The organism is Kitasatospora sp. NPDC051914 (assembly GCF_040680995.1).
Classification (GTDB): Bacteria; Actinomycetota; Actinomycetes; order Streptomycetales; family Streptomycetaceae; genus Kitasatospora.
In genome coordinates this window covers 19,558-43,542 of record NZ_JBFAXX010000032.1, presented here as the reverse complement: position 1 = coordinate 43,542, position 23,985 = coordinate 19,558, and the positions used below count along the sequence as shown (strand labels likewise).

20 protein-coding genes and 1 tRNA gene are annotated in these 23,985 nt (G+C 72.1%); 3 read left to right on the top strand and 18 right to left on the bottom strand.

Annotation, left to right across the window (positions count from 1 at the left end):
• Positions 1-93: 93 nt before the first annotated feature.
• From rpoB to AB0M03_RS21515, 9 genes are all read right to left on the bottom strand, one after another.
• Complete coding sequence (gene rpoB, locus AB0M03_RS21555) at positions 94-3,570, bottom strand: DNA-directed RNA polymerase subunit beta (protein WP_363493246.1); 3,477 nt, start codon at positions 3,568-3,570, stop codon at positions 94-96.
• A 766-nt stretch (positions 3,571-4,336) separates the two neighbouring features.
• Positions 4,337-4,720, bottom strand: coding sequence for a 50S ribosomal protein L7/L12 (gene rplL / locus AB0M03_RS21550; RefSeq protein WP_363493244.1), 384 nt, complete (start codon positions 4,718-4,720; stop codon positions 4,337-4,339).
• Between the two features lie 84 nt (positions 4,721-4,804).
• Positions 4,805-5,362: a 50S ribosomal protein L10 gene (rplJ, locus tag AB0M03_RS21545; protein ID WP_363493243.1), complete on the bottom strand. Its 558-nt coding sequence runs from the start codon at positions 5,360-5,362 to the stop codon at positions 4,805-4,807.
• 364 nt (positions 5,363-5,726) lie between these two features.
• The gene (locus AB0M03_RS21540) at positions 5,727-6,554 is read right to left on the bottom strand and encodes a hypothetical protein (protein WP_363493241.1); all 828 of its coding nucleotides are present in this window, start codon (positions 6,552-6,554) and stop codon (positions 5,727-5,729) included.
• A 212-nt stretch (positions 6,555-6,766) separates the two neighbouring features.
• On the bottom strand, positions 6,767-7,489 hold the full coding sequence (gene rplA / locus AB0M03_RS21535; protein ID WP_363493240.1) for a 50S ribosomal protein L1: 723 nt from the start codon (positions 7,487-7,489) through the stop codon (positions 6,767-6,769).
• A 107-nt stretch (positions 7,490-7,596) separates the two neighbouring features.
• Positions 7,597-8,031: a 50S ribosomal protein L11 gene (gene rplK, locus AB0M03_RS21530; protein ID WP_363493238.1), complete on the bottom strand. Its 435-nt coding sequence runs from the start codon at positions 8,029-8,031 to the stop codon at positions 7,597-7,599.
• A 163-nt stretch (positions 8,032-8,194) separates the two neighbouring features.
• On the bottom strand, positions 8,195-9,037 hold the full coding sequence (gene nusG / locus AB0M03_RS21525; RefSeq protein WP_363493236.1) for a transcription termination/antitermination protein NusG: 843 nt from the start codon (positions 9,035-9,037) through the stop codon (positions 8,195-8,197).
• A 232-nt stretch (positions 9,038-9,269) separates the two neighbouring features.
• Complete coding sequence (gene secE, locus AB0M03_RS21520; protein WP_363493234.1) at positions 9,270-9,617, bottom strand: preprotein translocase subunit SecE; 348 nt, start codon at positions 9,615-9,617, stop codon at positions 9,270-9,272.
• Positions 9,618-9,761: 144 nt separating this feature from the next.
• A tRNA-Trp gene (locus tag AB0M03_RS21515) sits at positions 9,762-9,834 on the bottom strand.
• A gap of 266 nt (positions 9,835-10,100) precedes the next feature.
• Here AB0M03_RS21515 and AB0M03_RS21510 point away from each other — a divergent pair.
• Together AB0M03_RS21510 and AB0M03_RS21505 are read left to right on the top strand one after the other, a co-directional pair.
• A complete protein-coding gene (locus AB0M03_RS21510) occupies positions 10,101-11,339 on the top strand; it encodes a pyridoxal phosphate-dependent aminotransferase (protein ID WP_363493233.1) in 1,239 nt (412 codons plus the stop codon).
• 111 nt (positions 11,340-11,450) lie between these two features.
• Positions 11,451-12,581 carry an adenosine deaminase gene (locus tag AB0M03_RS21505; protein ID WP_363493231.1) on the top strand — a complete coding sequence of 377 codons (1,131 nt, stop codon included), beginning with the start codon at positions 11,451-11,453 and terminating at the stop codon, positions 12,579-12,581.
• On the opposite strand, the gene AB0M03_RS21500 is transcribed toward AB0M03_RS21505, so the two are convergent.
• On the bottom strand, positions 12,495-13,535 hold the full coding sequence (locus AB0M03_RS21500) for a UDP-N-acetylmuramate dehydrogenase (protein ID WP_363493229.1): 1,041 nt from the start codon (positions 13,533-13,535) through the stop codon (positions 12,495-12,497). The genes AB0M03_RS21505 and AB0M03_RS21500 overlap by 87 nt on opposite strands.
• 143 nt (positions 13,536-13,678) lie before the next feature.
• On the opposite strand from AB0M03_RS21500, the gene AB0M03_RS21495 reads away from it, so the two are divergent.
• The gene (locus AB0M03_RS21495; protein ID WP_363493227.1) at positions 13,679-14,314 is read left to right on the top strand and encodes a MerR family transcriptional regulator; all 636 of its coding nucleotides are present in this window, start codon (positions 13,679-13,681) and stop codon (positions 14,312-14,314) included.
• A gap of 94 nt (positions 14,315-14,408) precedes the next feature.
• On the opposite strand, the gene AB0M03_RS21490 is transcribed toward AB0M03_RS21495, so the two are convergent.
• From AB0M03_RS21490 to AB0M03_RS21455, 8 genes are all read right to left on the bottom strand, one after another.
• Positions 14,409-15,884 carry an MFS transporter gene (locus AB0M03_RS21490; RefSeq protein ID WP_363493225.1) on the bottom strand — a complete coding sequence of 492 codons (1,476 nt, stop codon included), beginning with the start codon at positions 15,882-15,884 and terminating at the stop codon, positions 14,409-14,411.
• 93 nt (positions 15,885-15,977) lie between these two features.
• Positions 15,978-16,406 carry a DUF3291 domain-containing protein gene (locus AB0M03_RS21485; protein WP_363493223.1) on the bottom strand — a complete coding sequence of 143 codons (429 nt, stop codon included), beginning with the start codon at positions 16,404-16,406 and terminating at the stop codon, positions 15,978-15,980.
• 155 nt (positions 16,407-16,561) lie between these two features.
• A complete protein-coding gene (locus tag AB0M03_RS21480) occupies positions 16,562-17,857 on the bottom strand; it encodes an FAD-dependent oxidoreductase (protein ID WP_363493222.1) in 1,296 nt (431 codons plus the stop codon).
• A 17-nt stretch (positions 17,858-17,874) separates the two neighbouring features.
• Positions 17,875-18,579, bottom strand: a complete 705-nt coding sequence (locus tag AB0M03_RS21475; RefSeq protein WP_363493220.1) for a 4'-phosphopantetheinyl transferase superfamily protein — start codon at positions 18,577-18,579, stop codon at positions 17,875-17,877.
• The gene (locus AB0M03_RS21470) at positions 18,566-18,784 is read right to left on the bottom strand and encodes a hypothetical protein (protein WP_363493218.1); all 219 of its coding nucleotides are present in this window, start codon (positions 18,782-18,784) and stop codon (positions 18,566-18,568) included. The genes AB0M03_RS21475 and AB0M03_RS21470 overlap by 14 nt, the downstream gene beginning before the upstream one ends.
• 41 nt (positions 18,785-18,825) lie before the next feature.
• Positions 18,826-20,616, bottom strand: a complete 1,791-nt coding sequence (locus AB0M03_RS21465) for an acyl-CoA dehydrogenase (RefSeq protein ID WP_363493216.1) — start codon at positions 20,614-20,616, stop codon at positions 18,826-18,828.
• Positions 20,617-20,650: 34 nt separating this feature from the next.
• Entirely contained in the window at positions 20,651-22,360 is a 1,710-nt protein-coding gene (locus AB0M03_RS21460; protein WP_363493215.1) for an acyl-CoA dehydrogenase, read from the bottom strand.
• Positions 22,357-23,985, bottom strand: coding sequence for a PfaD family polyunsaturated fatty acid/polyketide biosynthesis protein (locus AB0M03_RS21455; protein WP_363493214.1), 1,629 nt, complete (start codon positions 23,983-23,985; stop codon positions 22,357-22,359). Before AB0M03_RS21455 ends, AB0M03_RS21460 begins: the two co-directional genes overlap by 4 nt.

Here is a 23,985-nt window from a genome sequence, read left to right as displayed (position 1 = left end):
GCCCTCTTTCGTGAATCGAGAGTTTGTCTGTGGTCTGAGGGGGGCCTGGGGGCGGGGCCGGCTGCTCACGCGGGGCAGCCGGCCCGGCCTCCGTCAGACCTCTTCGACGCTGCTCGGCTCGCGCCGGGACAGGTCAATGCCGAGCTCCTCGGCGGCACGGAAGACGTCCTCGTCGGAGTCCCGCATCTCGATGGACTGGCCGTCCGAGGACAGCACCTCCACGTTGAGGCAGAGGGACTGCATCTCCTTGATGAGGACCTTGAAGGACTCGGGGATGCCGGGCTCGGGGATGTTCTCGCCCTTGACGATGGCCTCGTAGACCTTCACGCGGCCGAGGACGTCGTCGGACTTGATGGTGAGCAGCTCCTGCAGGGCGTACGCGGCTCCGTACGCCTCCAGGGCCCACACCTCCATCTCACCGAAGCGCTGGCCACCGAACTGCGCCTTACCACCGAGCGGCTGCTGGGTGATCATCGAGTACGGACCGGTCGAGCGGGCGTGCAGCTTGTCGTCGACCAGGTGGTGCAGCTTCAGGATGTACATGTAGCCGACCGAGATCGGCATCGGGAACGGCTCGCCGGAGCGGCCGTCGAACAGCCGGGCCTTGCCGGTGGAGTTCACCAGGCGCTCGCCGTCGCGGGTGAGCGTGGTGTTGTCCAGCAGGCCGGTGATCTCGTCCTCGCGGGCGCCGTCGAAGACCGGGGTGGCGAGGTTGGTGCCACCGACGACCTGGTCGGCGCCGATCTCCTGCAGGCGCTGGGCCCACTCGTCGGCGAGGCCGGAGACGTCCCAGCCCTGCTGGGCGAGCCAGCCGAGGTGGATCTCCAGGACCTGTCCCGGGTTCATTCGGGACGGGACACCCAGCGGGTTGAGGATGATGTCGACCGGGGTGCCGTCCTCGAGGAACGGCATGTCCTCGACCGGGAGGATCTTGGAGATGACACCCTTGTTGCCGTGGCGGCCGGCGAGCTTGTCACCGTTGGTGATCTTGCGCTTCTGGGCCACGTAGACGCGGACCAGCTGGTTCACGCCCGGAGGAAGCTCGTCGCCCTCCTCGCGGTCGAAGACGCGGACGCCGATGACCTTGCCGGACTCGCCGTGCGGCACCTTCAGCGAGGTGTCGCGGACCTCGCGCGCCTTCTCACCGAAGATCGCGCGGAGCAGGCGCTCCTCCGGGGTCAGCTCGGTCTCGCCCTTCGGGGTGACCTTGCCGACCAGGATGTCGCCGGTGACGACGTCGGCGCCGATGCGGATGATGCCGCGCTCGTCGAGGTCGGCGAGGACCTCCTCGGAGACGTTCGGGATGTCCCGGGTGATCTCCTCGGGGCCGAGCTTGGTGTCACGGGCGTCGACCTCGTGCTCCTCGATGTGGATCGAGGAGAGGACGTCGTCCTGCACGAGGCGCTGCGACAGGATGATCGCGTCCTCGTAGTTGTGGCCCTCCCACGACATGAACGCCACGAGGAGGTTCTTGCCGAGCGCCATCTCGCCCTGGTCGGTGCACGGGCCGTCGGCCAGCACCTGGCCGGCCTCGACGCGGGCGCCCTCGTCCACGAGCACCTTCTGGTTGAAGGAGGTGCCCTGGTTCGAGCGGGTGAACTTGGCGGCGCGGTACGTGGTGTACGTGCCGTCGTCGTTGGCCACGGTGACGTAGTCGGCCGAGACCTCCTGCACCACACCGGCCTTCTCGGCGGTGATGACGTCGGCGGCGTCGACCGCGCAGCGGTACTCCATGCCGGTGCCGACCAGCGGGGCCTCGCTCTTCAGCAGCGGCACCGCCTGGCGCATCATGTTCGAGCCCATGAGCGCGCGGTTGGCGTCGTCGTGCTCGAGGAAGGGGATCATGGCGGTCGCGACCGACACCATCTGGCGCGGCGAGACGTCCATGTAGTCGATCTCGGTGCCCGGGATGTAGTCGATCTCGCCGCCGCGGCGGCGGACCAGGACGCGGGGCTCCGCGAAGTGCAGGTCGTTCGTCAGCGGGGCGTTGGCCTGCGCGATGACGTAACGGTCCTCCTCGTCGGCGGTGAGGTAGTCCACCTGCTCGGTGACCACACCGTCGACGACCTTGCGGTACGGCGTCTCGATGAAGCCGAACGCGTTGACCCGGCCGTACGACGCGAGCGAGCCGATCAGACCGATGTTCGGGCCTTCCGGCGTCTCGATCGGACACATGCGGCCGTAGTGCGAGGGGTGCACGTCACGGACCTCGAAGCCGGCCCGCTCACGGGACAGACCACCGGGGCCGAGCGCGGACAGACGGCGCTTGTGGGTCAGGCCCGACAGCGGGTTCGTCTGGTCCATGAACTGCGACAGCTGGCTGGTGCCGAAGAACTCCTTGATGGAGGCGACGACCGGCCGGATGTTGATCAGGGTCTGCGGCGTGATCGCCTCGACGTCCTGGGTGGTCATGCGCTCGCGCACGACGCGCTCCATGCGGGCGAGACCCGTACGGACCTGGTTCTGGATGAGCTCGCCGACGTTGCGCAGGCGCCGGTTGCCGAAGTGGTCGATGTCGTCGACCTCGATGACGATGTCGCGGCCCTCGTCGTCGCGCCACTCGGTCTCGCCGGCGTGCAGCTTCACCAGGTACTTGATGGTGTTGATGATGTCCGGCTCGGTGAGCACGCCGGAGTCCAGGGACTCGCCGTTGCCCAGCTTGCGGTTCACCTTGTAGCGGCCGACCTTCGCGAGGTCGTAGCGCTTCGGGTTGAAGTAGAGGTTCTCCAGCAGCGTCTGGGCGGCCTCACGCGTCGGCGGCTCGCCCGGGCGCAGCTTGCGGTAGATGTCGAGGAGTGCGTCGTCCTGGCCCTGGGTGTGGTCCTTCTCCAGGGTGGCGCGCATCGACTCGTACTCGCCGAACTCCTCGAGGATCATCTCGTTGGTCCAGCCGAGGGCCTTCAGCAGCACGGTGACCGACTGCTTGCGCTTGCGGTCGATGCGGACACCGACCATGTCGCGCTTGTCGATCTCCATCTCCAGCCAGGCACCGCGGGAGGGGATGACCTTGGCGGAGTAGATGTCCTTGTCGGACACCTTGTCCAGGGAGGAGTCGAAGTAGACGCCGGGGGAACGGACCAGCTGCGACACGACGACACGCTCGGTGCCGTTGATCACGAACGTGCCCTTGTGGGTCATGAGCGGGAAGTCGCCCATGAAGACCGTCTGGGACTTGATCTCACCGGTCTCGTTGTTGGTGAATTCGGCCGTGACGAAGAGCGGGGCCGCGTAGGTGAAGTCGCGGTCCTTGCACTCGTCAATGGAGTTCTTCGGCGGCTCGAAACGGTGGTCGCGGAAGGTCAGCGACATCGACCCGGAGAAGTCCTCGATCGGCGAGATCTCCTCGAAGATCTCCTCCAGACCGGACTTGGTGGGGACGTCCTGACCACTCTCCAAGGCCGCCTCGACCCGGGCCTTCCAGGCCGCGTTGCCGAGCAGCCAGTCGAAGCTCTCGGTCTGCAGGGCCAGGAGGTTCGGGACCTCGAGGGGCTCCTTGATCTTCGCGAAGGAGACGCGGAGCGGGGCGGTGGATGCGGCGGAATTGTTCGAGGCGTTGCGCGGCGCGGCCAAGAGGGGGGTCCTTCCGAGGGCTCGGAGCTCACTACGCGCGTACCGGCCGGGCCATGACGGAGGCCAGTCCCACCCCCGGGAACCTTCACCACCCGGAGGATGAATCCCCAGGTCAGAGCCGGTTTACGAAGGCGGTGCCAGCCCCCTTCAGGGCAGCGCAGACTCCGGGCGACGAGTCACGGAGCAGCTAACAGGCAGCGCAAAGGGACAGTGTAGCCAAAGGCGACACTGCTGACAAGCCCTGATTCGGAGACCGAATCGGACGCTCCCTCCGGTCGCATCCCGTGCGCGCCCGGCCCCCGCCGGGGAGCCGTGCCGCAGGGGGTGCCCTGCCCTCGTACAACCGACGGCCCGGGAACCCCGGGCCACCGCACCTCTACTCGGAGTCACTTCCCGCTGGGACCACCGAATATGCATCCGGGGCCGCTCCAACCGGGGCGGACGGGCCGAGCGCGGCGCGCGCCTTGAGAATCGCGCGCCTGCTGCCGTTCGTCAAGGCCCCCACCGGAGTGCGGACCTCGTACGTCCCATCGCGAGCGCCCCCGGGAACGTTACAGAACCCGTGGTGGGAGCCGCCCGTGACGACATCGATCACCTTACCGGCCACCGCCGACAGTGGCCGAGTGCACAGCCCGGCGGGCCCGGCGCGGCCCCTGCGGGCCGGGCGTCCGGGTACGGGACGGCGTCCGGGTACGGAAAAGGCCGGGCCGGCCACCCGTGAAGGGTGGCCGGCCCGGCCTCCTGCCCCCTCGAGGGGGGCGGGAAGTCACTTGACGGTGACCTTGGCGCCCGCGCCCTCGAGCTGGGCCTTGGCCTTCTCGGCGGTCTCCTTGTTGACCTTCTCGAGAACCTTGGCACCGGCGGTGTCGACGAGGTCCTTGGCCTCCTTCAGGCCGAGGGAGGTCAGGGCGCGCACCTCCTTGATGACCTGGATCTTCTTGTCGCCGGCACCGTCGAGGATGACGTCGAACTCGTCCTGCTCCTCGACGACCTCGGTCGGGGCGCCCGTGGCGGCAACGCCCGCGACGGCGACCGGGGCGGCAGCGGTGACGTCGAACTTCTCCTCGAAGGCCTTCACGAACTCGGAGAGCTCGATGAGGGTCATCTCCTCGAACTGCGCGAGCAGCTCGTCCTGGGTGAGCTTCGCCATGATTGGCGTCCTTCCACTAAATCGGCAGGTGGTGCCGGATGTACGGGTTGGCGGGCGTACGGGCCCGCTAGAGGGTGCGGGGAATTACTCCGCCGCGTCCTCGGCGGGAGCCGGCGTACCGGCACCGCCCTGCTCGACCTTGTCGCGCAGCGCGTCCACGGTGCGGACGAGCTTCGACGGCAGGGCCTGGAAGACCGCGGCAGCCTGGGAGGGCTTGGCCTTCAGGGCACCCGCCAGCTTGGCGAGCAGCACCTCGCGGGACTCGAGGTCCGCGAGCTTCTTGATCTCATCGGCGGACAGCGCCTTGCCGTCAAGGACACCGCCCTTGATGATGAGAGCGGGGTTCTCCTTGGCGAAGTCACGCAGAGCCTTCGCCGACTCCACCGGGTCACCGGTGACGAAGGCGACAGCCGTCGGACCAGAGAACAGGTCGTCCAGCTCGGAGATCCCGGCCTCGTTGGCCGCAATCTTGGTCAGCGTGTTCTTCACCACGGCGTACTCGGCGTTCTCACCCAGCGAGCGACGCAGGGTCTTGACCTGCTTCACCGTGAGACCGCGGTACTCGGTCAGCAGCGCCGCGGAGGAGCCACGGAACTTGTCCGTGATCTCGGCGACGGCAGCAGCCTTGTCGGGCCTTGCCATAGGCTTACGCCTCCTTCCGTGATGTCGAAGTCGGGCCGACCTTGGAGCAGTCGACCATTCAACGCCTCGACACACCGGCTGGAAGGAAGCCCCACGCAGAAACGATGAGAGCCCCAGTGCGCAGGCGCACGGGGCTCGAACGACCTCGACGACCGGCGCAACGAATCACGACGGGCGGAAGTCAAAGCTCCAAACACTCCTGCGCGGGCCGTCTGCGACGAATCGCAGATCCTTCGGCTGCCCGGCCTCCTTGCGGACGCAGGACAACAACCAGCGGTCTTCGGCAGGCACCACCGTACTCGACGCCCGGCACTTCGGCCAAATCCGGGCAGGAACCCTTGGAACGGCAGGCGGGCGGCGGCCGCTACAGCGGCGGCAGGCTCCGGCCGCCGGCGTCCGCGGTGTCCGCCTCGGCCGGGGCCTGCACCGAGAGCGGGCCGCCGAACTCGTCGAACCGCAGGGTGTCGTCCACCCGGCTGGCCGCACCCGAGCCGGCCCGGTGCAGCTGGACGAGCTGGTCGCGGTCGTTCAGCCAGAGGTCGAGGGTGATCACGCCGCCGTCGCCGAGCGCGGCGCGCAGGGCCTGCCGCCGGGCCGGGGCGAGCTGGGCCTGGGCGTCGGCGTAGTCGGCGACCGTGGTGGTCACCCGGTAGTGCTCGACCGCGGTGCCGTCGATCTCCTCCTCGCCGACCTGCTCCGGCGAGGAGGCGGCGACCGCCGCGGTCAGCGCCACCACCGGGTTGAGCCGGTCGACGGTGTCGGCGTACGGCACCGGGCGCTGGCCGTCCGCGCCCGGCACGCCGGCGAACTTCTCCCAGTGCCGGCCGCCGAGCCGGTTCGCGGTGGCGGCGTCGCCGCCCCGGTAGGCGGTGGTGTCCAGCACGATCAGCTGCTCGGTGGTGCCCGGGCGCTTGAGCTGCAGCACCGTCTTGGGCGCCCAGAACAGCAACCCGGCGACGGTGTCCTGGCCGAGGTTGCCGCTGAAGTGGGCCCGGCGGGCCGAGTGCATCGCCAGCTGCGCGGCGAGCAGCACGCCGTGCGGGGAGCGGTCGGTCGGGGTGGCGAGCGCGGTCGGGTCCGCGGAGGCGCTCGGCGAGGCCGCGGGCGGGCTCCCGGCACCGCTCCCGCAGGCGGTCAGCAGCACGGCCAGCGCCGCGGCCGCCGCCGCCCGGCGCACCGTTCCTGCCGCCATGCCCGCCTCCCGCTGCCGTCTCCCGCTGACCCCTCACCCTGTCATGCCCGGGCCCCGGCCGTGGCGGGCCCCCCCCGGCCGGGCGGCCGCGCGGGGCCCCGGACGGGGCCGAACGGCCGACGGGCCCGCACCCCCGGTGAAGGGGGCGCGGGCCCGTCGGTTGCGGACTGCGCGGTGCGCCCAGGACGCGGCTACGGTCGGAGCACGGTGGCTCAGACGGCGGCCGGGTCCTCCTCGACGAGGAGGTTGCGGGTGCGGTTCGGGTCCACCTGGACGCCCGGGCCCATGGTGGTCGAGAACGCGATCTTCTTGATGTAGCGGCCCTTGGCGGCGGCCGGCTTGGCCCGGAGGACCTCCTCGAGCGCGGCGCCGTAGTTCTCGACCAGCTGCTCGTCGGTGAAGGAGGCCTTACCGATGATCAGGTGCAGGTTCGAGTGCTTGTCGACGCGGAACTCGATCTTGCCGCCCTTGATGTCGTTGACGGCCTTGGCGACGTCCGGGGTGACGGTGCCGGTCTTCGGGTTCGGCATCAGACCACGGGGACCGAGCACGCGGCCGAGGCGGCCGACCTTGCCCATGAGGTCCGGGGTGGCGACGACGGCGTCGAAGTCCAGGCGACCCTTGGCGACCTCGTCGATCAGCTCGTCGGAGCCGACGATGTCGGCGCCGGCAGCACGCGCGGCCTCGGCACGGTCACCGGTCGCGAAGACCAGGACCCGAGCGGTCTTACCCGTGCCGTGCGGGAGGATGACGGTGCTGCGGACCATCTGGTCGGCCTTGCGCGGGTCGACACCCAGGCGCATGGCAACCTCGACGGTCGCGTCGAACTTGGTGGTGGAGGTCTCCCGGGCGAGGCGGAGGGCCTCGAGCGGGGCGTAGATGCGGCTGCGGTCGACCTTGGCGTCCGCGGCCTTGAGGGCCTTGCTGCGCTTCACTGCTTCTCCTGAAAGACGGGCCCCTCCTGCACGTGGCGGGCAGGGAGGGAGGAGTTCGTGGTGGGAGCGGGCCGCGCTCGGCCCTACCACGGGGACGACTGGGCTGATCAGCCCTCGACGGTGATGCCCATCGACCGGGCGGTGCCGGCGATGATCTTCGCCGCGGCGTCCAGGTCGTTGGCGTTCAGGTCGGGGAGCTTCACGGTGGCGATCTCGCGGACCTGGGCGCCGGTGAGCTTGGCGACCTTGGTCTTGTGCGGCTCGCTGGAGCCCTTGTCGATGCCGGCGGCCTTCAGGATGAGGCGCGCGGCCGGCGGCGTCTTCGTGATGAAGGTGAAGGTGCGGTCCTCGTAGACCGTGATCTCCACCGGCACGATCATGCCGCGCTGCGACTCGGTCGCAGCGTTGTAGGCCTTGCAGAACTCCATGATGTTGACGCCGTGCTGACCCAGCGCGGGGCCGACCGGCGGGGCCGGGTTGGCCGCACCGGCGTTGATCTGGAGCTTGATAAGCCCCGTGACCTTCTTCTTCTTGGGAGGCATGTCTCTCCGGGTCCTTCCGAGAGGTGATTTCGGTGTGGGCCTCAGTCGGGGCGACACCCGGCCGCCAGCACACACATCGGACCAGGCTAACCGCTGATGCGGTCCTGGACCAAAACGGATTCGGGGCGGGGCCTGCGCCCCGCCCCGAATCCGAAGTTCTGCGTCAGTTCTTCTGGATCTGGTCGAACGACAGCTCGACCGGGGTCTCGCGGCCGAAGATTTCGACCAGGCCCTTGACCTTCTTCGAGTCGGGGTTGATCTCGTTGATGGTCGCCTGCAGGGTGGCGAACGGACCGTCGGTGACGGTGACCGAGTCGCCGACCTCGAAGTCGAGCACCTGGACCTCGACCGGGCGGACCGGCGAGGCCTTGCCGGCCTCCTTGGCCGCGGCGCGCTCGACGTCCGGCGCGAGCATCTTGACGACCTCGTCCAGCGTCAGCGGGTACGGGTCGTAGGCGTTGCCGACGAAGCCGGTGACGCCGGGGGTGTTGCGGACGACGCCCCAGGACTCGGCGTCCAGCTCCATGCGGACCAGGACGTAGCCGGGGAGCTTGTTCTGACGGATGGTCTTGCGGTCGCCGTTCTTGATCTGGACGACCTCTTCCTGCGGCACGGCCGACTCGAAGATGCGGTCCTCGACGTTCAGCGAAACGGAGCGCTGCTCCAGGTTCTGCTTCACGCGGTTCTCGTACCCGGCGTAGGTGTGGATGACGTACCACTCGCCCGGCGCGATGCGGAGCTTCTCGCGGAACTCGGCGACCGGGTCGCTCTCCTCCGCCTCGGCGGTGAACGCCTCCTCGGCGGCGGCCTCGGTCTCGGAGACCTCGTGCAGCGCGGCGGCCTCGGCCGGCACGCCCGCCTCCGCCTCGTCCGCAGCCTCGACCTCGTCCTCGTCGGCGTCCGCGGCGTCGAGGATCTGCTCCGCAGCCTCGGCGTCGGCGGCCTCGGCCGCGACATCCGCGTCGCGGACGGTCTCGTCGGCGTCGTACAGGGGGGACTCAGACACGGGCGCTGCTTCTTTCCTGGGATGTGTAACGGATACCTCAACAGTACCGAGTCAACGGTAGCTGGCCCGCCCCGTCGGCGCCGAAAGCCCGGCCCGGTCTCCCGTCCCTGAGGGAAGCGGGGCGCCGGTGCCGGGCGAAGGCGGTCGGGTCGGAGGGTGTCCGGGCAGTTCGCCCGGGCGTGCGCCCAGGGGCGACTGCGGAGGAGGAATCCCGCCGGTCAGCCGCGCAGGATCAGCCGAAGATCCACAGGCTGAGCTTGGCGAACGCGGTGTCCAGGCCGTAGACCACGAGCATGATCGCGACGACGAAAACGACGACGACGGTGGTGTACTGGATCAGCTCGCCGCGGCTCGGCCAGACGACCTTGCGGAGCTCGGCGATGATCTGCCGGTAGAAAACGGCCATGCGGGCGAACAGGCCCTTCTTGGCCCGCTTGCCCGACTTTCCGCCGCCCTGCGCCTTGCGGGCGCGCTTGCGGTCGCGGCGGGAGAGCGCCTCGTCAGGCGTGGCGGCAGCGCCGTCGGCACCCTCGGGGTTGCCGCTCTCAGGCGTCGCGGTGGAGCCCGTGGTCTCCGTCACTCGTCCTCACCTGAATCCGGGTCCTGCCGAGGGGCGTGCCCGCACGGGGCGCGCCGGTCCGGCGAAGTGCATTGCTGGCGGGGCCCTCTCCGCATCAAGCCCGCTCGCTCTGTGGAGCGAACGGGCTCGGTACGAATCAAGCAGCAGGGCACGAGGGACTCGAACCCCCAACCGCCGGTTTTGGAGACCGGTGCTCTACCAATTGAGCTAGTGCCCTACGGTGCCTCGCGGCCCCGGAGTTGACCCCCAACCTACCGCATCCGGAACTCTGCGTGGTGTACGCATCTCCGGGCGGTACCGCGGGGGCCATCGGTGGTCGAGTGTACGGGTTCTTGAGCGTTTGGTCGAACCTCTTTCGGCGACGGCCCCGTCGGGGGCCTGCCACGACGCGCCCGGCGACCTGCCCGGACACATCGTGGGACGGCCGGTACGCATGCTGGAACCGCACTGCCCGGCCGGTGCCCACTCTGCGACGATGCAGGCATGAGCGCTTCCACCCCCGCCAGCATCCGTCCCGCCGACCGCCGGGTGTCCGCCCGGATCGGCGCCATCGCGGAGTCCGCCACCCTCGCCGTGGACGCCAAGGCCAAGGCCCTCAAGGCGGCCGGCCGCCCCGTCATCGGCTTCGGCGCGGGCGAGCCCGACTTCCCGACCCCGGGCTACATCGTCGACGCCGCCGTCGCCGCCTGCCAGGACCCGAAGAACCACCGCTACACGCCGGCCGGCGGCCTGCCCGAGCTCAAGGCCGCGATCGCCGCCAAGACGCTGCGCGACTCCGGGTACCGGGTGGACGCCTCCCAGGTGCTCGTGACCAACGGCGGCAAGCAGGCCATCTACGAGGCCTTCGCCGCGATCCTCGACCCGGGCGACGAGGTCATCGTCCCGGCCCCGTACTGGACCACCTACCCGGAGTCGATCCAGCTCGCGGGCGGCGTGCCGGTCGAGGTCGTCACCGACGAGACCACCGGCTACAAGGCCTCGGTCGAGCAGCTGGAGGCCGCCCGCACCGAGAACACCAAGGTGGTGCTGTTCGTCTCGCCGTCCAACCCGACCGGCGCGGTGTACACGCGCGAGGAGGCCGAGGCGATCGGCCGCTGGGCGCTGGAGCACGGCCTGTGGGTGCTCACCGACGAGATCTACGAGCACCTGGTCTACGGCGGCGCCGAGTTCACCTCGCTGCCGGCGCTGCTGCCCGAGCTGCGCGACAAGTGCATCGTGGTCAACGGCGTCGCCAAGACCTACGCGATGACCGGCTGGCGGGTGGGCTGGCTGATCGGCCCGCAGGACGTCGTGAAGGCCGCCACCAACCTGCAGTCGCACGCCACCTCCAACGTCTCCAACGTGGCGCAGGTGGCCGCGCTGGCCGCCGTCGCCGGCGACCTGTCGGCCGTCGACGAGATGAAGACCGCCTTCGACCGCCGCCGCCGCACCATCGTGAAGATGCTCAACGAGATCGACGGCGTGCTCTGCCCGGAGCCCGAGGGCGCGTTCTACGTGTACCCCTCGGTCAAGGCCCTGCTCGGCAAGGAGATCCGCGGGAAGCGCCCGGCCAGCTCCTCCGAGCTCGCCGCGCTGATCCTGGACGAGGCCGAGGTCGCGGTCGTCCCCGGTGAGGCCTTCGGCACCCCCGGCTACCTGCGGCTGTCGTACGCGCTCGGCGACAAGGACCTGGTCGAGGGCGTGACCCGCATCCAGCAGCTGCTGGCCGAGGCGCGCGACTGACGCTCCCCCCGCCCCGCGGGCCGCCCCCTGACACCTCGTTGAAACTCATTCTTTCGAGGGATGTTCAGGGGGCGGTTCCCGTTTGCTTCCGGAATACGGCAGGATCGGTGGATGGATCGCCTTTCCGTCCCGCGCGACGTCGCCGCCCTGCCCAAGGCCCACCTCCACCTGCACTTCACCGGGTCGATGCGTCCGGCCACACTGCTGGAGCTGGCGGACAAGCACGGCGTACGGCTGCCGGAGGCACTGAGCTCGGGCGAGCCCCCCAGGCTGCGGGCGACCGACGAGCGCGGCTGGTTCCGCTTCCAGCGCCTCTACGACACCGCCCGGTCGGTGCTGCGCGACGAGTCCGACATCCGGCGCCTGGTCCGCGAGACCGCCGAGGACGAGAAGCAGGACGGCTCCCGCTGGCTGGAGATCCAGGTCGACCCCACCTCGTACGCGCCCCGGCTGGGCGGGCTGATCCCCGCGCTGGAGCTGATCCTCGACGCGGTGCGGGAGGCCTCCGAAGCCACCGGGGTGGGGATGCGGGTGGTGGTCGCCGCCAACCGGATGAAGTCCCCGATGGACGCGCGCACCCTGGCCCGGCTCGCCGTGCGCTACACCGACCGGGGCGTGGTGGGCTTCGGCCTCTCCAACGACGAGCGGCGCGGCCTCGCCCGCGACTTCGACCGCGCCTTCGAGATCGCCCGCAAGGGCGGGCTGCTGGCGGCCCCGCACGGCGGCGAGCTGTCCGGCCCGGAGTCCGTCCGGGACTGCCTGGACGACCTGGGCGCCGGCCGGATCGGGCACGGTGTGCGCTCCGCCGAGGACGCGCGGCTGCTGGAGCGCCTCGCCGCGAAGGGCGTCACCTGCGAGGTGTGCCCCTCCTCCAACGTCTCGCTCGGCGTCTACGAGCGCGCCGAGGACGTGCCGCTGCGGACCCTCTTCGACGCCGGGGTGCCGATGGCCCTGGGCGCGGACGACCCGCTGCTCTTCGGCTCCCGGCTGGCCGCCCAGTACGGCCTCGTCCGGACGGTGCACGGCTTCACCGACGCCGAACTCGCCGAGCTGGCACGGCAGTCGGTGCGCGGCTCGCTCGCACCCGAGTCGGTGCGCAAGGAGCTGCTGGCCGAGATCGACGCCTGGCTGGACGGCCCGGCGGGCCCGGCCGGGCTAGAGGGCGACGCCGACCATCACCGGCTCGTTCACCAGCTCCACGCCGAAGGCGGCGCGCACGCCGTCGCGGACCTCGCGCGCTAGCGCCAGCAGGTCCTCGGTGGTGGCCGAGCCCCGGTTGGTCAGCGCCAGGGTGTGCTTGGTGGAGAGGGTGGCCGGGCCGGTGCCGTAGCCCTTGGTGAAGCCGGCCTTGTCGATCAGCCAGGCCGCGGAGGTCTTGGTGCAGCCCTCCGGGGCGGGGAAGGCGGGGGCGGTCAGGCCGTCGAGCCGGGCGGCGAAGGCCGCGTACTGCTCGGCGGTGAGCACCGGGTTGGTGAAGAAGGAGCCGGCCGACCAGGTGTCGTGGTCCTCCGGGTCCAGCACCATGCCCTTGCCTGCCCGCAGCTTCAGCACGGTGTCGGCGGCAGTGGCGAGGTCGACCCGCTCCCCCGCCTCCACGCCCAGCGTCCGGGCGACCTCGGCGTACTTGACCGGCGAGGACTGTCCGGCGGCGTCCTCCAGCGCGAAGCGCACCCGCAGCACGACGTAGCGGTGCGGGTCGGCCTTGAAGCGGCTGTGCCGGTAGGAGAAGTCGCACTCGGCGTTGGCCAGGGTGACCGTCTCCCCCGCCCGCCGGTCGTAGGCGACGACCTCGGTGACGGTCTCGGCGACCTCCTGGCCGTACGCGCCGACGTTCTGCACCGGGGTGGCGCCGGCCGAGCCGGGGATGCCGGCCAGGAACTCGATGCCGGCCAGGCCCTCCTCGACGGTGCGGGCGACCGCGTCGGCCCAGACCTCGCCGGCGGCCAGCTCCAGGCGGGTGCCGTCCAGCGCGAAGCCGCGGGTGGCGATCCGCAGGACGGTGCCGTCGAAGCCGGCGTCGCCGATCACCAGGTTGGAGCCGCCGCCCAGGACCAGCAGCGGCTCGCCGGCCGCATCGGCCTCGCGGACGGCCGCCACGACCTCCTCGTCGGTGGTGGCGGTGACGAGCCGGCGGGCGGGGCCGCCGAGCCGGAGGGTGGTCAGCGGGGCGAGCGGGGCGTTCTGGAGTACCTGCACGCCCACCACGGTATACGGGCCGGCGGGCGGTCCGGCGCCGGTGCCCGCCGCCGCGGCCCGCCATCGATAGTGGAGACGTATGCTATCCATATTGGTCCGCATCCGCCCGGCGGACCTCCCCGACCTCCAACAGACGGGACGCCATGCGCATCGGAGAGCTGAGCCGTCGGACCGGGGTGCCGGTCCCGACCATCAAGTACTACCTGCGGGAGGGCCTGCTGCCCGGCGGCGAGCTGACCAGCCCCAACCAGGCGCAGTACGGCGAGGCCCATGTGCACCGGCTGAAGCTCGTCCGCGCGATGGTCGAGGTCGGCAAGCTCTCGGTGGCCGCCACCCGGGACGTCCTGCAGGCCATCGACGAACCCGGCAACAGCCTGCACCAGGTGCTCGGCATCGCCCAGGCCGCCGTCACGCCCGCCGTGGCCGCCACCGACCCCGACGCCTGGGAGAGTGCGGAGAAGCTGGTCGACGGGCTGGTCGAGCGGCACGGCTGGCAGGTCAAGCCCGGCAACCCGGCCCGGCAGGCGCTCGCCCAGCTGGTGGTGACCCTCCGCGACCTCGGACAGGACGACCTGCTCGACGTCTTCGACGACTACGCGGTCGCCGCCGCCCGGCTCTCCACCGCCGAGCTGGCGCTGATCGGCCGGCGCGAGGGGCTGGACAGCAAGGTGGAGGGGGCGGTGCTGGGCACCGTCCTCGGCGACGCCCTGATCGGCGCGATGCGCCGGCTGGCCCAGGCCGACGCCTCGCACCGCGCCTTCGAGGACACCCGCGGCTGACCCCGCACACGCCGAAGGCCCCCGGGAGCCCGGGGGCCTTCGGCATTCCAGGAGTTGCGTTCAGGGGCACCCGCGCCCCTCGTGGGACACCCGGTCAGGCGTTGGCCGGGGCGGGCTCGTCCGCGGGCACGTCCGCCGGGGGCTCGGCGGCCGGGCGCGGCGGGCGCGGGATGAACAGGGCGCAGATGCCGCCGAAGACCACCACCGCGACACCGACCCAGACCGCCGGGTGCAGGCCCTCGACGAAGTCCTGGGCGTTCGCCGGGCTGCCGTACTCCAGGAAGACGCTGCTCAGCACCGCGATGCCGAGCGCTCCGCCGATCTCCCGGACGGTGGTGTTGGCGCCGGAGGCCTTGCCGCGGTGCTCCGGGCCGACCGCGCCGAGCACCACGGCCGCGGTGGGGGCGATCGCGAAACCCATGCCGGCGCCGGCGACCAGCATGGCGCCGACCAGGCGGGAGTAAGGGGTGTCGTCGGTGGCCGCCAGGTTGATCCAGGCGAGGCCGACCGCCTGCAGGAAGAGGCCGAGGGCCATCAGCCGCCCGCCGCCGACCCGGTCGGTGAGCGCTCCGGCGACCGGCGCGATGAACATGGGCATCAGCGTCCAGGCCAGGGTGAGCACACCGGCGTGCAGCGGGGTCCGGTACGGGGCGATCTGCAGGTACTGGGAGAGGAAGAAGATCGAGCCGAAGACGCCGAAGTACATCGAGGCGGAGACCACGTTGGTCAGCGTGAAGGCGCGGATGCGGTAGAAGCCGAGCGGCAGCAGCGGGTGCTCGACCCGGCGCTCCCACAGCACGAAGGCGGTCAGCAGGACGGCGCCGGCGGCGAAGGCGGTGACGATCCGGCCCGAGGTCCAGCCGTCCTCGCTGCCGTTGACGATGCCCCAGACCAGGGCCAGCAGACCGGCCGAGGCGAGGAGCATGCCGACCAGGTCGAGGCCGGCCCGCTCGCCGCGGCTCTCCTGCAGCACCTTGAGGACGAGCGGGACGGCGAGCACGCCGACCGGCACGTTGATCCAGAAGATCCACTCCCAGGCGAGGCCGTCGACCACGGCGCCGCCGACCACCGGGCCGAGTGCGATGGCGAGGCCGCTGACCGCGCCCCACAGGCCGAGCGCGAGGCTGCGCAGCCGCTCGGGGACGGCGTGCGAGAGCAGGGTCAGCGAGAGCGGCATGACCGCGGCGGCGCCGAAGCCCTGGACGGTGCGGGCGGCGATCAGCTGGGCGCTGGTGTCGGCGAGGCCGCAGGCGATCGAGGAGAGGGTGAAGATCGTGATGCCGAGGACGAAGACCCTCCGGCGGCCGAAGCGGTCGCCGAGTGCGGCGCCGATCAGCAGCAGGCAGGAGAAGCTGAGGACGTAGGCGTTGACGAACCACTGGAGGTCCCGGGTGTCGGCCTTCAGGTCGACGGCCAGGGTGTGCAGGGCGGTGGACACCACCAGGTTGTCCAGCGCGACCATGAACATCGGCACGCTGCAGGCGACGATCGACAGCCAGAGCGGGACGGTGCGGCCGCCGTCGGCCGGGCGGTCCCCGGCCGGGGCGGACCGCAATCCTGTCGAGGACATGACAGCTTTCTCCTTCGGTCGTGGCGCAGTGGTCGTGGTGCGGCTGGGCCCGGGCGGGCCGGAATGCGGCCCACCCTGGAAACGGAGCGGCGGTCAGGCCTCGGCAGCACCCTCGGCCGCGGCGGCGTCGGACTGCCGCTGCTCGGCGAGCCGGCGCTGCGCGTCGGGCCAGGCGATCGGGAGCTCCTCCACCGGCACCTCCCAGAAGGTGAAGGTGGAGTTGTCCATGGTCGAGCGCAGCGAGGTCATGATCGAGTAGTGCGGTTCGGCCTTGGCGTAGGTGTAGAGCGCCTCCCGGGTCTCCCAGGCGGAGAGGGTCCAGAAGGTGCGCTTGAGCGGCTGGGCGATGAGCGAGGCGCCGAGCGCACCGGGCGCGGTGCGGACCTGCCGCCAGGCGGCCAGCGACTTCAGGAAGAAGCGCGGCACGTCGGCGAGCGAGCGGACCTCGAAGCGGGAGGCCATGACCAGGGCACGGGTCTGCGGCCGAGGAGGGTTCGGGGTGGTCCAGGGAAGCGTGGGCATGGAGACAGCCTTCCTCGGTCGCCTGCTCGGCGAACCACTGTTCGGCGGCCCGCCGAAACCGATAGTGGAACCTTGCGCTATCCACTATAGAGAGTGGAGCTTTCCAATGCCAGCTTTTTCTTCGGACGGACGGTGCCCCCGGAACGCCTCCGGCCTCAGCGCCCGAGCCCGCGCAGCAACTGCTCCGCCGCCTCCAGCCCCGAGGAGAACGCCGCCTCGTGCGAGCCGATCTGGTCGTAGTGCAGCTGCTTGGAATGGAAGTACGAGCCGCACAGCTTGATCCGGGTGCCCTCGTTGACCCGGTAGATCGTCTTCTGCAGGGTCCGCAGGTCCAGGTCGATCACCGGGTGCTCGTAGTGCAGTTCGCGGATCACCGACTCCTCGCGCACCGTCAGCGGGCAGTCCAGGGTGACGAAGTAGTCCTGCTCGGAGGTGAATCCGTGCAGCCGGTTCATGTAGTAGGCGACGTACGGGCGGACCTCGCCGCCGACCGTGGCCCTGCCGTAGTTCCAGTTGTCCCAGCGGGAGCGGTCGGCCGGCATCACCGACGGGTCGGTGTGCAGCACCGCGACGGAGGAGTTGTAGCGGATGCGGGAGAGCGTCTCGCGCTGCAGGGCGTCGGGCTCGGTGAGGAGTCCGCGCGCCTGGTCGCCGTGCACGGCCACCACCGCGTGGTCGAAGCGCTCCGCGCCGGACGCGGTCGCCACGGTGACCCCCTCCGGCTGCTCGGTGACCGAGAGCACCCGCTCGCCGAGCCGCAGCTTGGGGTCGATCGCCGCGATCGCCTTGCGCACGTAGTGGACCGAACCGCCCTCCACCGTCTGCCAGTCGACCCGCTGCCCGCCGAGGCCGCCCTCGTCGTGCGCCATGAAGAAGGCGATCACCGTGGTGGCGGGCATCTCCCAGATCAGTTCGGCCGGCACCGACCAGACCGCGGTGCACAGCAGGATGACGTAGCCGTACCGGAACTCGGCGCTGTAGCCGCCACGGTCGAGGTACTCCCCCAGCGGCAGGTCGGTGCGCTTGCGCAGGAAGTCCTTGCGGCCCTCCCGGTGGAAGCGGCGGGCCTCGCGCCGGATGGTCCGGAACTCCGCGGGGTAGCGGGCCAGCACCTCCTCCTCCGGCAGCGCCATCTCGGCGGTGCCGTACTGGAGTCCGGTGTCCAGGTCGAAGAAGTTGAAGCCGCCCTCGTGCCGGCGGGTGGCCACGCCCAGCTCGTCGAAGAACCGGCTGAGGTTGGGGTAGCTGGGCCTGTTGAAGACCACGAAGGCGGTGTCGATGCCGAGCACCCGTCCGGCGTCCTCGACCTCGATGGTGTTGGCGTGGCCGCCGGGGCGCGGCTCGGCGTCGAAGAGGGTGATCTCGGCGTGCTCGCGGAGCCGGTACGCGGCGGACAGGCCGGCCACGCCGGCGCCGACGACCGCGACCCGGGGCTTGGGGGTTGCAGACATGAGGGGTCCTTCGCTGGCTAGGGGGAGATCAGGGTCTGGTGGATGCGTCCGCCGCGGCCGCCCTGCACGGCGGCGGCGAGGACGAACCCCGGTGCGGGGTGGAGCAGTTCGAAGAGCCAGTCGGCGTTCTCGGCGGCCGGGCGGGCCGGGTCGGCGAGGCGGATCGGCCGGTCGGCCGGCGGGCCGAAGGAGAAGCCGGCCAGCTCCCGCCGCAGCCCGGTGCCGACCGCCTTCAGGTAGGCCTCCTTGAGCACCCAGTACGCGGCGACCCGGGCCGGCCGCTCGGCCGCCGGGGCGGCGGCCACGGCGGCCCGCTCGGCGGGCGCGAACCAGCGCGGCAGGTACCGGACGGCGTCCGCGCCGGCCGCGGCCCGCTCCACGTCCACCCCGCAGCTGCGGCCGGAGGCCACCAGGCAGGCGACCATCCCGTCGGTGTGCGAGAGGTTGAACCGCAGGCCGTCCGCGGGCGGTTCGGGCTCGGGGCGGCCGCCCTCCCCGGCGCGCACCCGCCAGTGGGCGAGCGGGCGCCCGGAGCGGGCGCTCAGCGCGTACCGGGCGAGCACCCGGCCGGCGAGGAAGCGCCGCCGGCCGCCCTCGCCGCGCAGCCGGGCCAGGTGCGCGCGTTCCTCGGGGCCGAGCAGGAGCTCCCCGCCGTGCCGGGCAGCGAAGGCCTCGGCGGCCGGCTCGGGGAGCAGCCAGAGGTGGCCGTCACGTTCGGGCATCGCGGCTCCGGGCACGGTGCGGGGCGGGCTCCGGGACGGTGCCGAGGACGCCCATGCCGACGAGCTGCTTGAGCCACTCGGACATCTCCCAGCGCAGCCGTTCCCGGCAGGGCGGGCAGACCTTGAGATCGGGGTCGAGGCGGCCCGGGGGGCCGCTCCGCCGGCAGGACGGGCAGAGGGCGCGGGCGCCCGGGTGCGGTGGCATGCGCGGCTCCTTCCGGTGGGGTGACGGTCGGCGGGCCTGCCTCACGGCGTGCCGGGGCGGGGCCCGGTGCGGTCGGCGAGCCGGAACTGCCAGTGCGAGAAGAGCCGGTTGCCGCCGTGCATCCGGCGCAGCACGGCCATCACCTCGTCCACGTCGGCGGCGTCGGTGACGGCCTCGTGCGGATGCCAGTGCCGGCGCAGCCGCTCCAGTTGGAGCAGCAGCAGGGCGCCGCTGGGCAGCGGGTCCTCCATGGCGTCGGCGGAGTGGAGATAGGTGTGCACGCAGGCGGCGACGGCGTGCAGCAGGCAGTACTCCTTGGCGAGGTCGAAGAGTTCGGCGGACTGGCCGTGGTCGCGGCCGAGCCGGGCCTTCAGGTCGAGTCCTGCGGCGCGCAGGGCGGCGGCGCGGCCGAGGAGTTCGGCGGCGGTGTCGGCGGCGCGTGCCAGCCGGTCGCGCTCCTCGCCCTCGGCGTCGGCGGCGAGCCGGCGGAGGGCGGCGAGCGAGGCGGGGGCGGCGAGCAGGGCGTCGTCCCGGCCGCGGCTGAACAGTTCCTGGTCCCAGGGGCGGTAGAGCGGGAGCGGCCGGTCCATGCCGTAGAGGGTGGGGACCCGTCCCTCGGCCCCGGCTGCGGCGCCGGCGGGGGGTTCGTGGGCGGCGGCGAGCAGTCCGTCCAGCTGGAGGGCGAGGTTCTTGAGGTTGACGACGGTGTTGCCGTCGGCGAAGTTCGCCACCAGCAGGTCGCGGAGCATCTTCTGGTGGATGCCGAAGTGCGGTTCGCCGCGGAGGTAGAAGCGGGCGCCGAGCACCACGTTCAGCTGGGACATGGTGCGCTCCAGCATGGTGGGCACCAGGTACTTGGCGACCGAGGACCACACGCTGGCCTGCTCCGGAACGAGTTGCAGGCTGCGGACGGCGCCGAGGCTGACCGCGTCGGCGACCATCAGGTCGGCGAAGCACTCGGCCAGCTGCCGCCGGGAGTACGGGATGTCGCTGACCGTGCGGCCGAAGATGACCCGGTGCTCGGTGAAGTCGAGGGTGACCCGCAGGGCGGTGTCCACGGCGGAGAGCGCGATGGAGCCGATCAGGGTGCGGGCGACCTGCGAGGTCTGCAGGGCGATCTCCAGGCCGGCGCCCTCGCGGCCGAGCCGGGCGGACTCGGGGACGAACACCCCGTCCACCCGGATGCCGCTCATGTCGAGGGCGCGCAGGCCGTGCAGCCGCTCGTTGGGCAGCTCCTCGACCGAGCCGGCCGGGGTGCGGCGCTTCTCCAGCAGCAGGACGGAGTACCCGGCGGGGCCGCCGGACTCCTTGGTGCGGGCGAAGACGGTGAGGCCGTCGGCGACCCGGGCGTTGCCGATCAGCCACTTCTCGCCGGTGAGCAGGTAGCCGCCGTCGACCTTCTCGGCGCGCATCTCGTTGCCGAGCACGTCGCTGCCGTGGTTGCGCTCGGACAGGCCCCAGGCGTAGCGGCCGCCCTGCTTCACGGCGTCGACCAGGTGCTGCTTCTGCCCGTCGGTGCCGGCGATCCAGGCGGGCAGGAAGGCCAGGCTGGTGATGATCAGGGCGGTGGCGGTGGTGGGGTCGCGGCGGGCGACGAGGCGCAGCAGGTTGAAGCCGGTCTCCACGTCGCCGGCCCGGCCGCCCTGGGCGGCGGGGATGTTGTACTCGTGGAGGCCCCAGCGCTGCAGCAGGTTGACGAAGGGGTAGGGGTACTCCTCGCGTTCGTCGTGGTCGAGGATGCGCTCGAACGGCATCCGGCTCGCCGGGTCGTGCGGGTCGCCCAGGTGGGTCTCCAGCTCGGCCGCGAGCTTGTCGAGTTCTGGCTTCGGCACCGGTCTCCTCCGGTTGCGTGGGTGCAGGGGTCGGTCAGGCCAGCGGGACGGGGACGGCCGAGAACATCCGGTGCTCCCGGTGCAGGGCGAGCACGGTGTCGAGGGCGGGCGCCAGCAGGTCGGCGTCGCGGCGCGGGTCGGTGCCGTCGGCACGGGCCAGCAGGTAGCCGAGGCAGGCGCCGAGCCACCCGGCGGAGCCGGGCGGCTGCCCGTACAGCGGCAGGTGGCGGCCGGCCCACCACAGCTGGAGGCAGCAGGCGGCGGCGTGCAGCCGGGCGAAGCGTTCGGCGAGGTCGACCAGGGCGAGGCCGGTGCCCGCCTGCTCGACCTCCTGGGGGAGGTTCTGCAGGGTGTCCCGGAGGCGTTCGGCGAGGGCGGCCGCCTCGGGGGCGCCGGCCTCGGCGAGGGCGGCCGCGGCGGGGCCGGCGATCGCGGCGAGGGTGCCGGTGGGCAGGTCGCGGCCGCGGGCGTTGAGGTCGAGCCGAGCCGGGTCGTACGGCGGCAGCGGCGCGTCCGGGGCGAAGACGGTGGCGGCGTCCTCGGCCGGGCCGGGCTGTGCCTCGGCGAGGGCGGGGAGTTGGCCGGTGAAGGATCGGAGGTTGGCGAGGGTGCTGGTGTCGACCACCCGGACGAGGGCGGCGTCCCGCTGGAGTTTCTGGAAGATGCCGCCGCCGGGGCCCTCGCCGCGCAGCACCGAGCGGGTGGCGAGGGTGGCGCCGCAGCGGGCGATCACGTCCTCCACCGCTTCGGCGACCACGTGCTTGGCCGCGCAGCCCCAGACGCTGAACTGCTCGGGGGCGGTGTGGATGCCGCGGGCGGCGGTCAGCGCGACCGCGTCGGCGGCGAGCAGTGCGGCGGCGGCGATCGCCGACTCCCGCCGCTGGTAGGGGGTGTCGAGCAGCAGGGTGCGCCCGGTGCGGCGTTCGGCGGCGAAGCCGAGGGTGAGGCGCAGGGCGGTGTCGGCGCAGCCGAGGCTGCCGGCGGTGGACATCAGCCGGACGACCTGCTGGGCCTTGACGGCGGCCTCCAAGGCCTCGCCGGGCCGGCCGACGATGCGGTCCTCGGCGACGGGCAGGCTGTCGAAGCGGAGGTGGGCGAAGTCGATGCCGCGCATGCCGCCGGTGAGGACGGCCGGGCCGCGGTCCAGCTCCGGCCCGGCGGCGGTGAGGTCGATCAGGACGGCGGTGAAGGAGCCGGGCCCGCGCTCCCCGGTGCGGGCCACCACGTAGGCGGCCTCGCAGCGCTGCCCGAGGCCGACCGTCCACTTCCGGCCGGTGAGCCGGAAGCCGCTGCCGGAAGGGTCGGGTTCGAGGCGGGTGGTGTTGGCGAGCAGGTCGCTGCCGTGCTCGGCCTCGGACAGGGCGAAGGCCACCGCGCCGCCACCACGCAGGAGTTCGGCGACCTCCTGCTGCTGCGCGGGCGAGCCGTGCAGCCGGACGCAGGTCGCGGCGGTGATGGAGAACATGGTGGCCGGCATGGCGTTGAGGTCGCGCCGGGCGGCCGCGCGGACGAGCAGCAGGCTGCGGTCGAAGGAGCGGAAGGTGCCGCCCCGGTCGGCGGGCAGGTAGTCGAGGTGGAAGCCGGCGGCGCGCAGGGCCGCGGCCAGTTCCTCGGGGTACTGCCCGGTGTCGTCGCGGCGGGCGGCGGCGGCGAAGCCGTACGGGTTGGCCGGGTCCTCGGCGGGGCCGAGCAGCTGCTCCAGCCGGGCCGCGGCGGCTCCGAGTTCGTCGAGGGGGCCGGTCATCTCGCGCCCTCCAGGGTGGCGCCGGTCTCCAGCGGCACCGGCCGGTAGTCGGCCGCGGCGGCCGGGACGTGCACCCCGGCGGTACGGAGCTGGGCGAGCCTGGTGTGGAAGGCGGCGCCGTGCATCAGGTGGTGGGCGACCTCGGCGACCCGGCGGTTGCCGGGGGCCTTGAGGTAGCTGGCGGTCACCCAGTCGTTGAAGCTGCCCATCGCCGGGCCGCACCAGATCTGGTAGTCGAGGGTGCGGTCGGGGTCGCCGGTGACGGCCCAGCGGGAGGACATCCCGAGGTACCAGCGGAAGACCAGCGCCATCCGCCGCCTGGGGTTGTCGGCGGCCCGGGCGAGCTGCTCGGGGTCGCGGCGCTCGAAGTAGCCGACGCACTCCTGCCAGACCTCGGCGAGCGGGCGGCGGAAGACCTGGGCCTCCAGCCGGGCGCGCTCCGCCTCCGGCAGCGCCTCCAGGCCGTCGTACGCCTGGTAGAGCTCGTAGAGCTTCTTGGCGCGCATCGGGAAGAGCGTGCCCTTCTTCAGCACCTGGAGTTCGACGCCGAGTTCGAACATGTCGGCGGCCGGGGCCATCTCGCAGTCGGCGATGCCGGCCTCGGCGAGCAGCGCCCTGGCCGCCTTGGACGCACCGGACTCGACGCACGCCTGGTTGACCGAGCCGGTGACCACGTAGGCGGCGCCCATGGCGAAGGCGGCGGCGACCGCGGACGGGGTGCCGAGCCCGCCGCCCGCACCGACCCGGACGGGCACCGGGTAGCGGTGCTCGCGCTGCACGGCGTCCCGCAGCCGCAGGATGCTCGGCAGCAGGGCGGGCAGCGGCCGCCGGTCGGTGTGGCCGCCGGAGTCGGCCTCCACGGTGATGTCGTCGGCCATCGGCACGTACTTGGCGAGGTCGGCCTGGAGCGGGGTGATCAGGCCCTGCTCCAGCAGGGCGCTGACGGCGGCGGCGGGGGCCGGGCGCATGAACCGCTCGGCGGTCTCGGTACGGGAGATCTTGGCGATCACCCGGTGCTCGGCGACCGGCCGGCCGTCCGGTCCCGGGCGCAGCCCGGCCAGCCGGTAGCGGACGATGTGCGGGCTGAGCGCCATGAACGCGGAGGCCTCGACGCAGCGGACGCCGTGCCGCAGGAACAGTTCGACGGCCTCGCGCTCCAGGCGTTCCTCGCTGGGGCTGTGGATCAGGTTCACCGCGTACGGCAGGCCGGGGATCTCGGCGGCGAACCGGCCGAGCGCCTTCTCGATGCTCTCCGGCAACAGCCCTGCGGCACCGAAGGAGCCGAGGTAGCCCTGCCGGGCGAGGGCGATCACCAGGTCGGCGGAGGCGATGCCGCCGGCCATCGCCCCGGCCAGGTACGGCTGCCGCACGCCGTGGGCGGCGAGGAAGGCGGCGGAGCCGAGGCGCTGCGGGGGCAGCGGTGCGGCCGCGGCGAGCAGCGGCAGGCCCGCCGCCCGCCCGCCGGAGGGGACCGCGCGGCCACCGGCGACCGCGCCGATGCCCTGCGGGGTGCGGACGACGAAGCAGGGGCGTTCCAGGTCGGCGAGGGCCTGGTAGATCCCGGCGGGGTCGGTGCCCGGGTACTGCTCGCCCTGCCAGAGCAGCGGTGTCTGGGGGTGGTTCAT

Coding starts and splice junctions, on each gene's coding strand:
- rplL (WP_363493244.1), bottom strand. CDS start 4,720: ATGGCGAAGCTCACCCAGGACGAGCTGCTCGCGCAGTTCGAGGAGATG.
- rplJ (WP_363493243.1), bottom strand. CDS start 5,362: ATGGCAAGGCCCGACAAGGCTGCTGCCGTCGCCGAGATCACGGACAAG.
- AB0M03_RS21540 (WP_363493241.1), bottom strand. CDS start 6,554: ATGGCGGCAGGAACGGTGCGCCGGGCGGCGGCGGCCGCGGCGCTGGCC.
- rplK (WP_363493238.1), bottom strand. CDS start 8,031: ATGCCTCCCAAGAAGAAGAAGGTCACGGGGCTTATCAAGCTCCAGATC.
- AB0M03_RS21510 (WP_363493233.1), top strand. CDS start 10,101: ATGAGCGCTTCCACCCCCGCCAGCATCCGTCCCGCCGACCGCCGGGTG.
- AB0M03_RS21505 (WP_363493231.1), top strand. CDS start 11,451: ATGGATCGCCTTTCCGTCCCGCGCGACGTCGCCGCCCTGCCCAAGGCC.
- AB0M03_RS21495 (WP_363493227.1), top strand. CDS start 13,679: ATGCGCATCGGAGAGCTGAGCCGTCGGACCGGGGTGCCGGTCCCGACC.
- AB0M03_RS21490 (WP_363493225.1), bottom strand. CDS start 15,884: ATGTCCTCGACAGGATTGCGGTCCGCCCCGGCCGGGGACCGCCCGGCC.
- AB0M03_RS21485 (WP_363493223.1), bottom strand. CDS start 16,406: ATGCCCACGCTTCCCTGGACCACCCCGAACCCTCCTCGGCCGCAGACC.
- AB0M03_RS21480 (WP_363493222.1), bottom strand. CDS start 17,857: ATGTCTGCAACCCCCAAGCCCCGGGTCGCGGTCGTCGGCGCCGGCGTG.
- AB0M03_RS21475 (WP_363493220.1), bottom strand. CDS start 18,579: ATGCCCGAACGTGACGGCCACCTCTGGCTGCTCCCCGAGCCGGCCGCC.
- AB0M03_RS21470 (WP_363493218.1), bottom strand. CDS start 18,784: ATGCCACCGCACCCGGGCGCCCGCGCCCTCTGCCCGTCCTGCCGGCGG.
- AB0M03_RS21460 (WP_363493215.1), bottom strand. CDS start 22,360: ATGACCGGCCCCCTCGACGAACTCGGAGCCGCCGCGGCCCGGCTGGAG.
- AB0M03_RS21455 (WP_363493214.1), bottom strand. CDS start 23,985: ATGAACCACCCCCAGACACCGCTGCTCTGGCAGGGCGAGCAGTACCCG.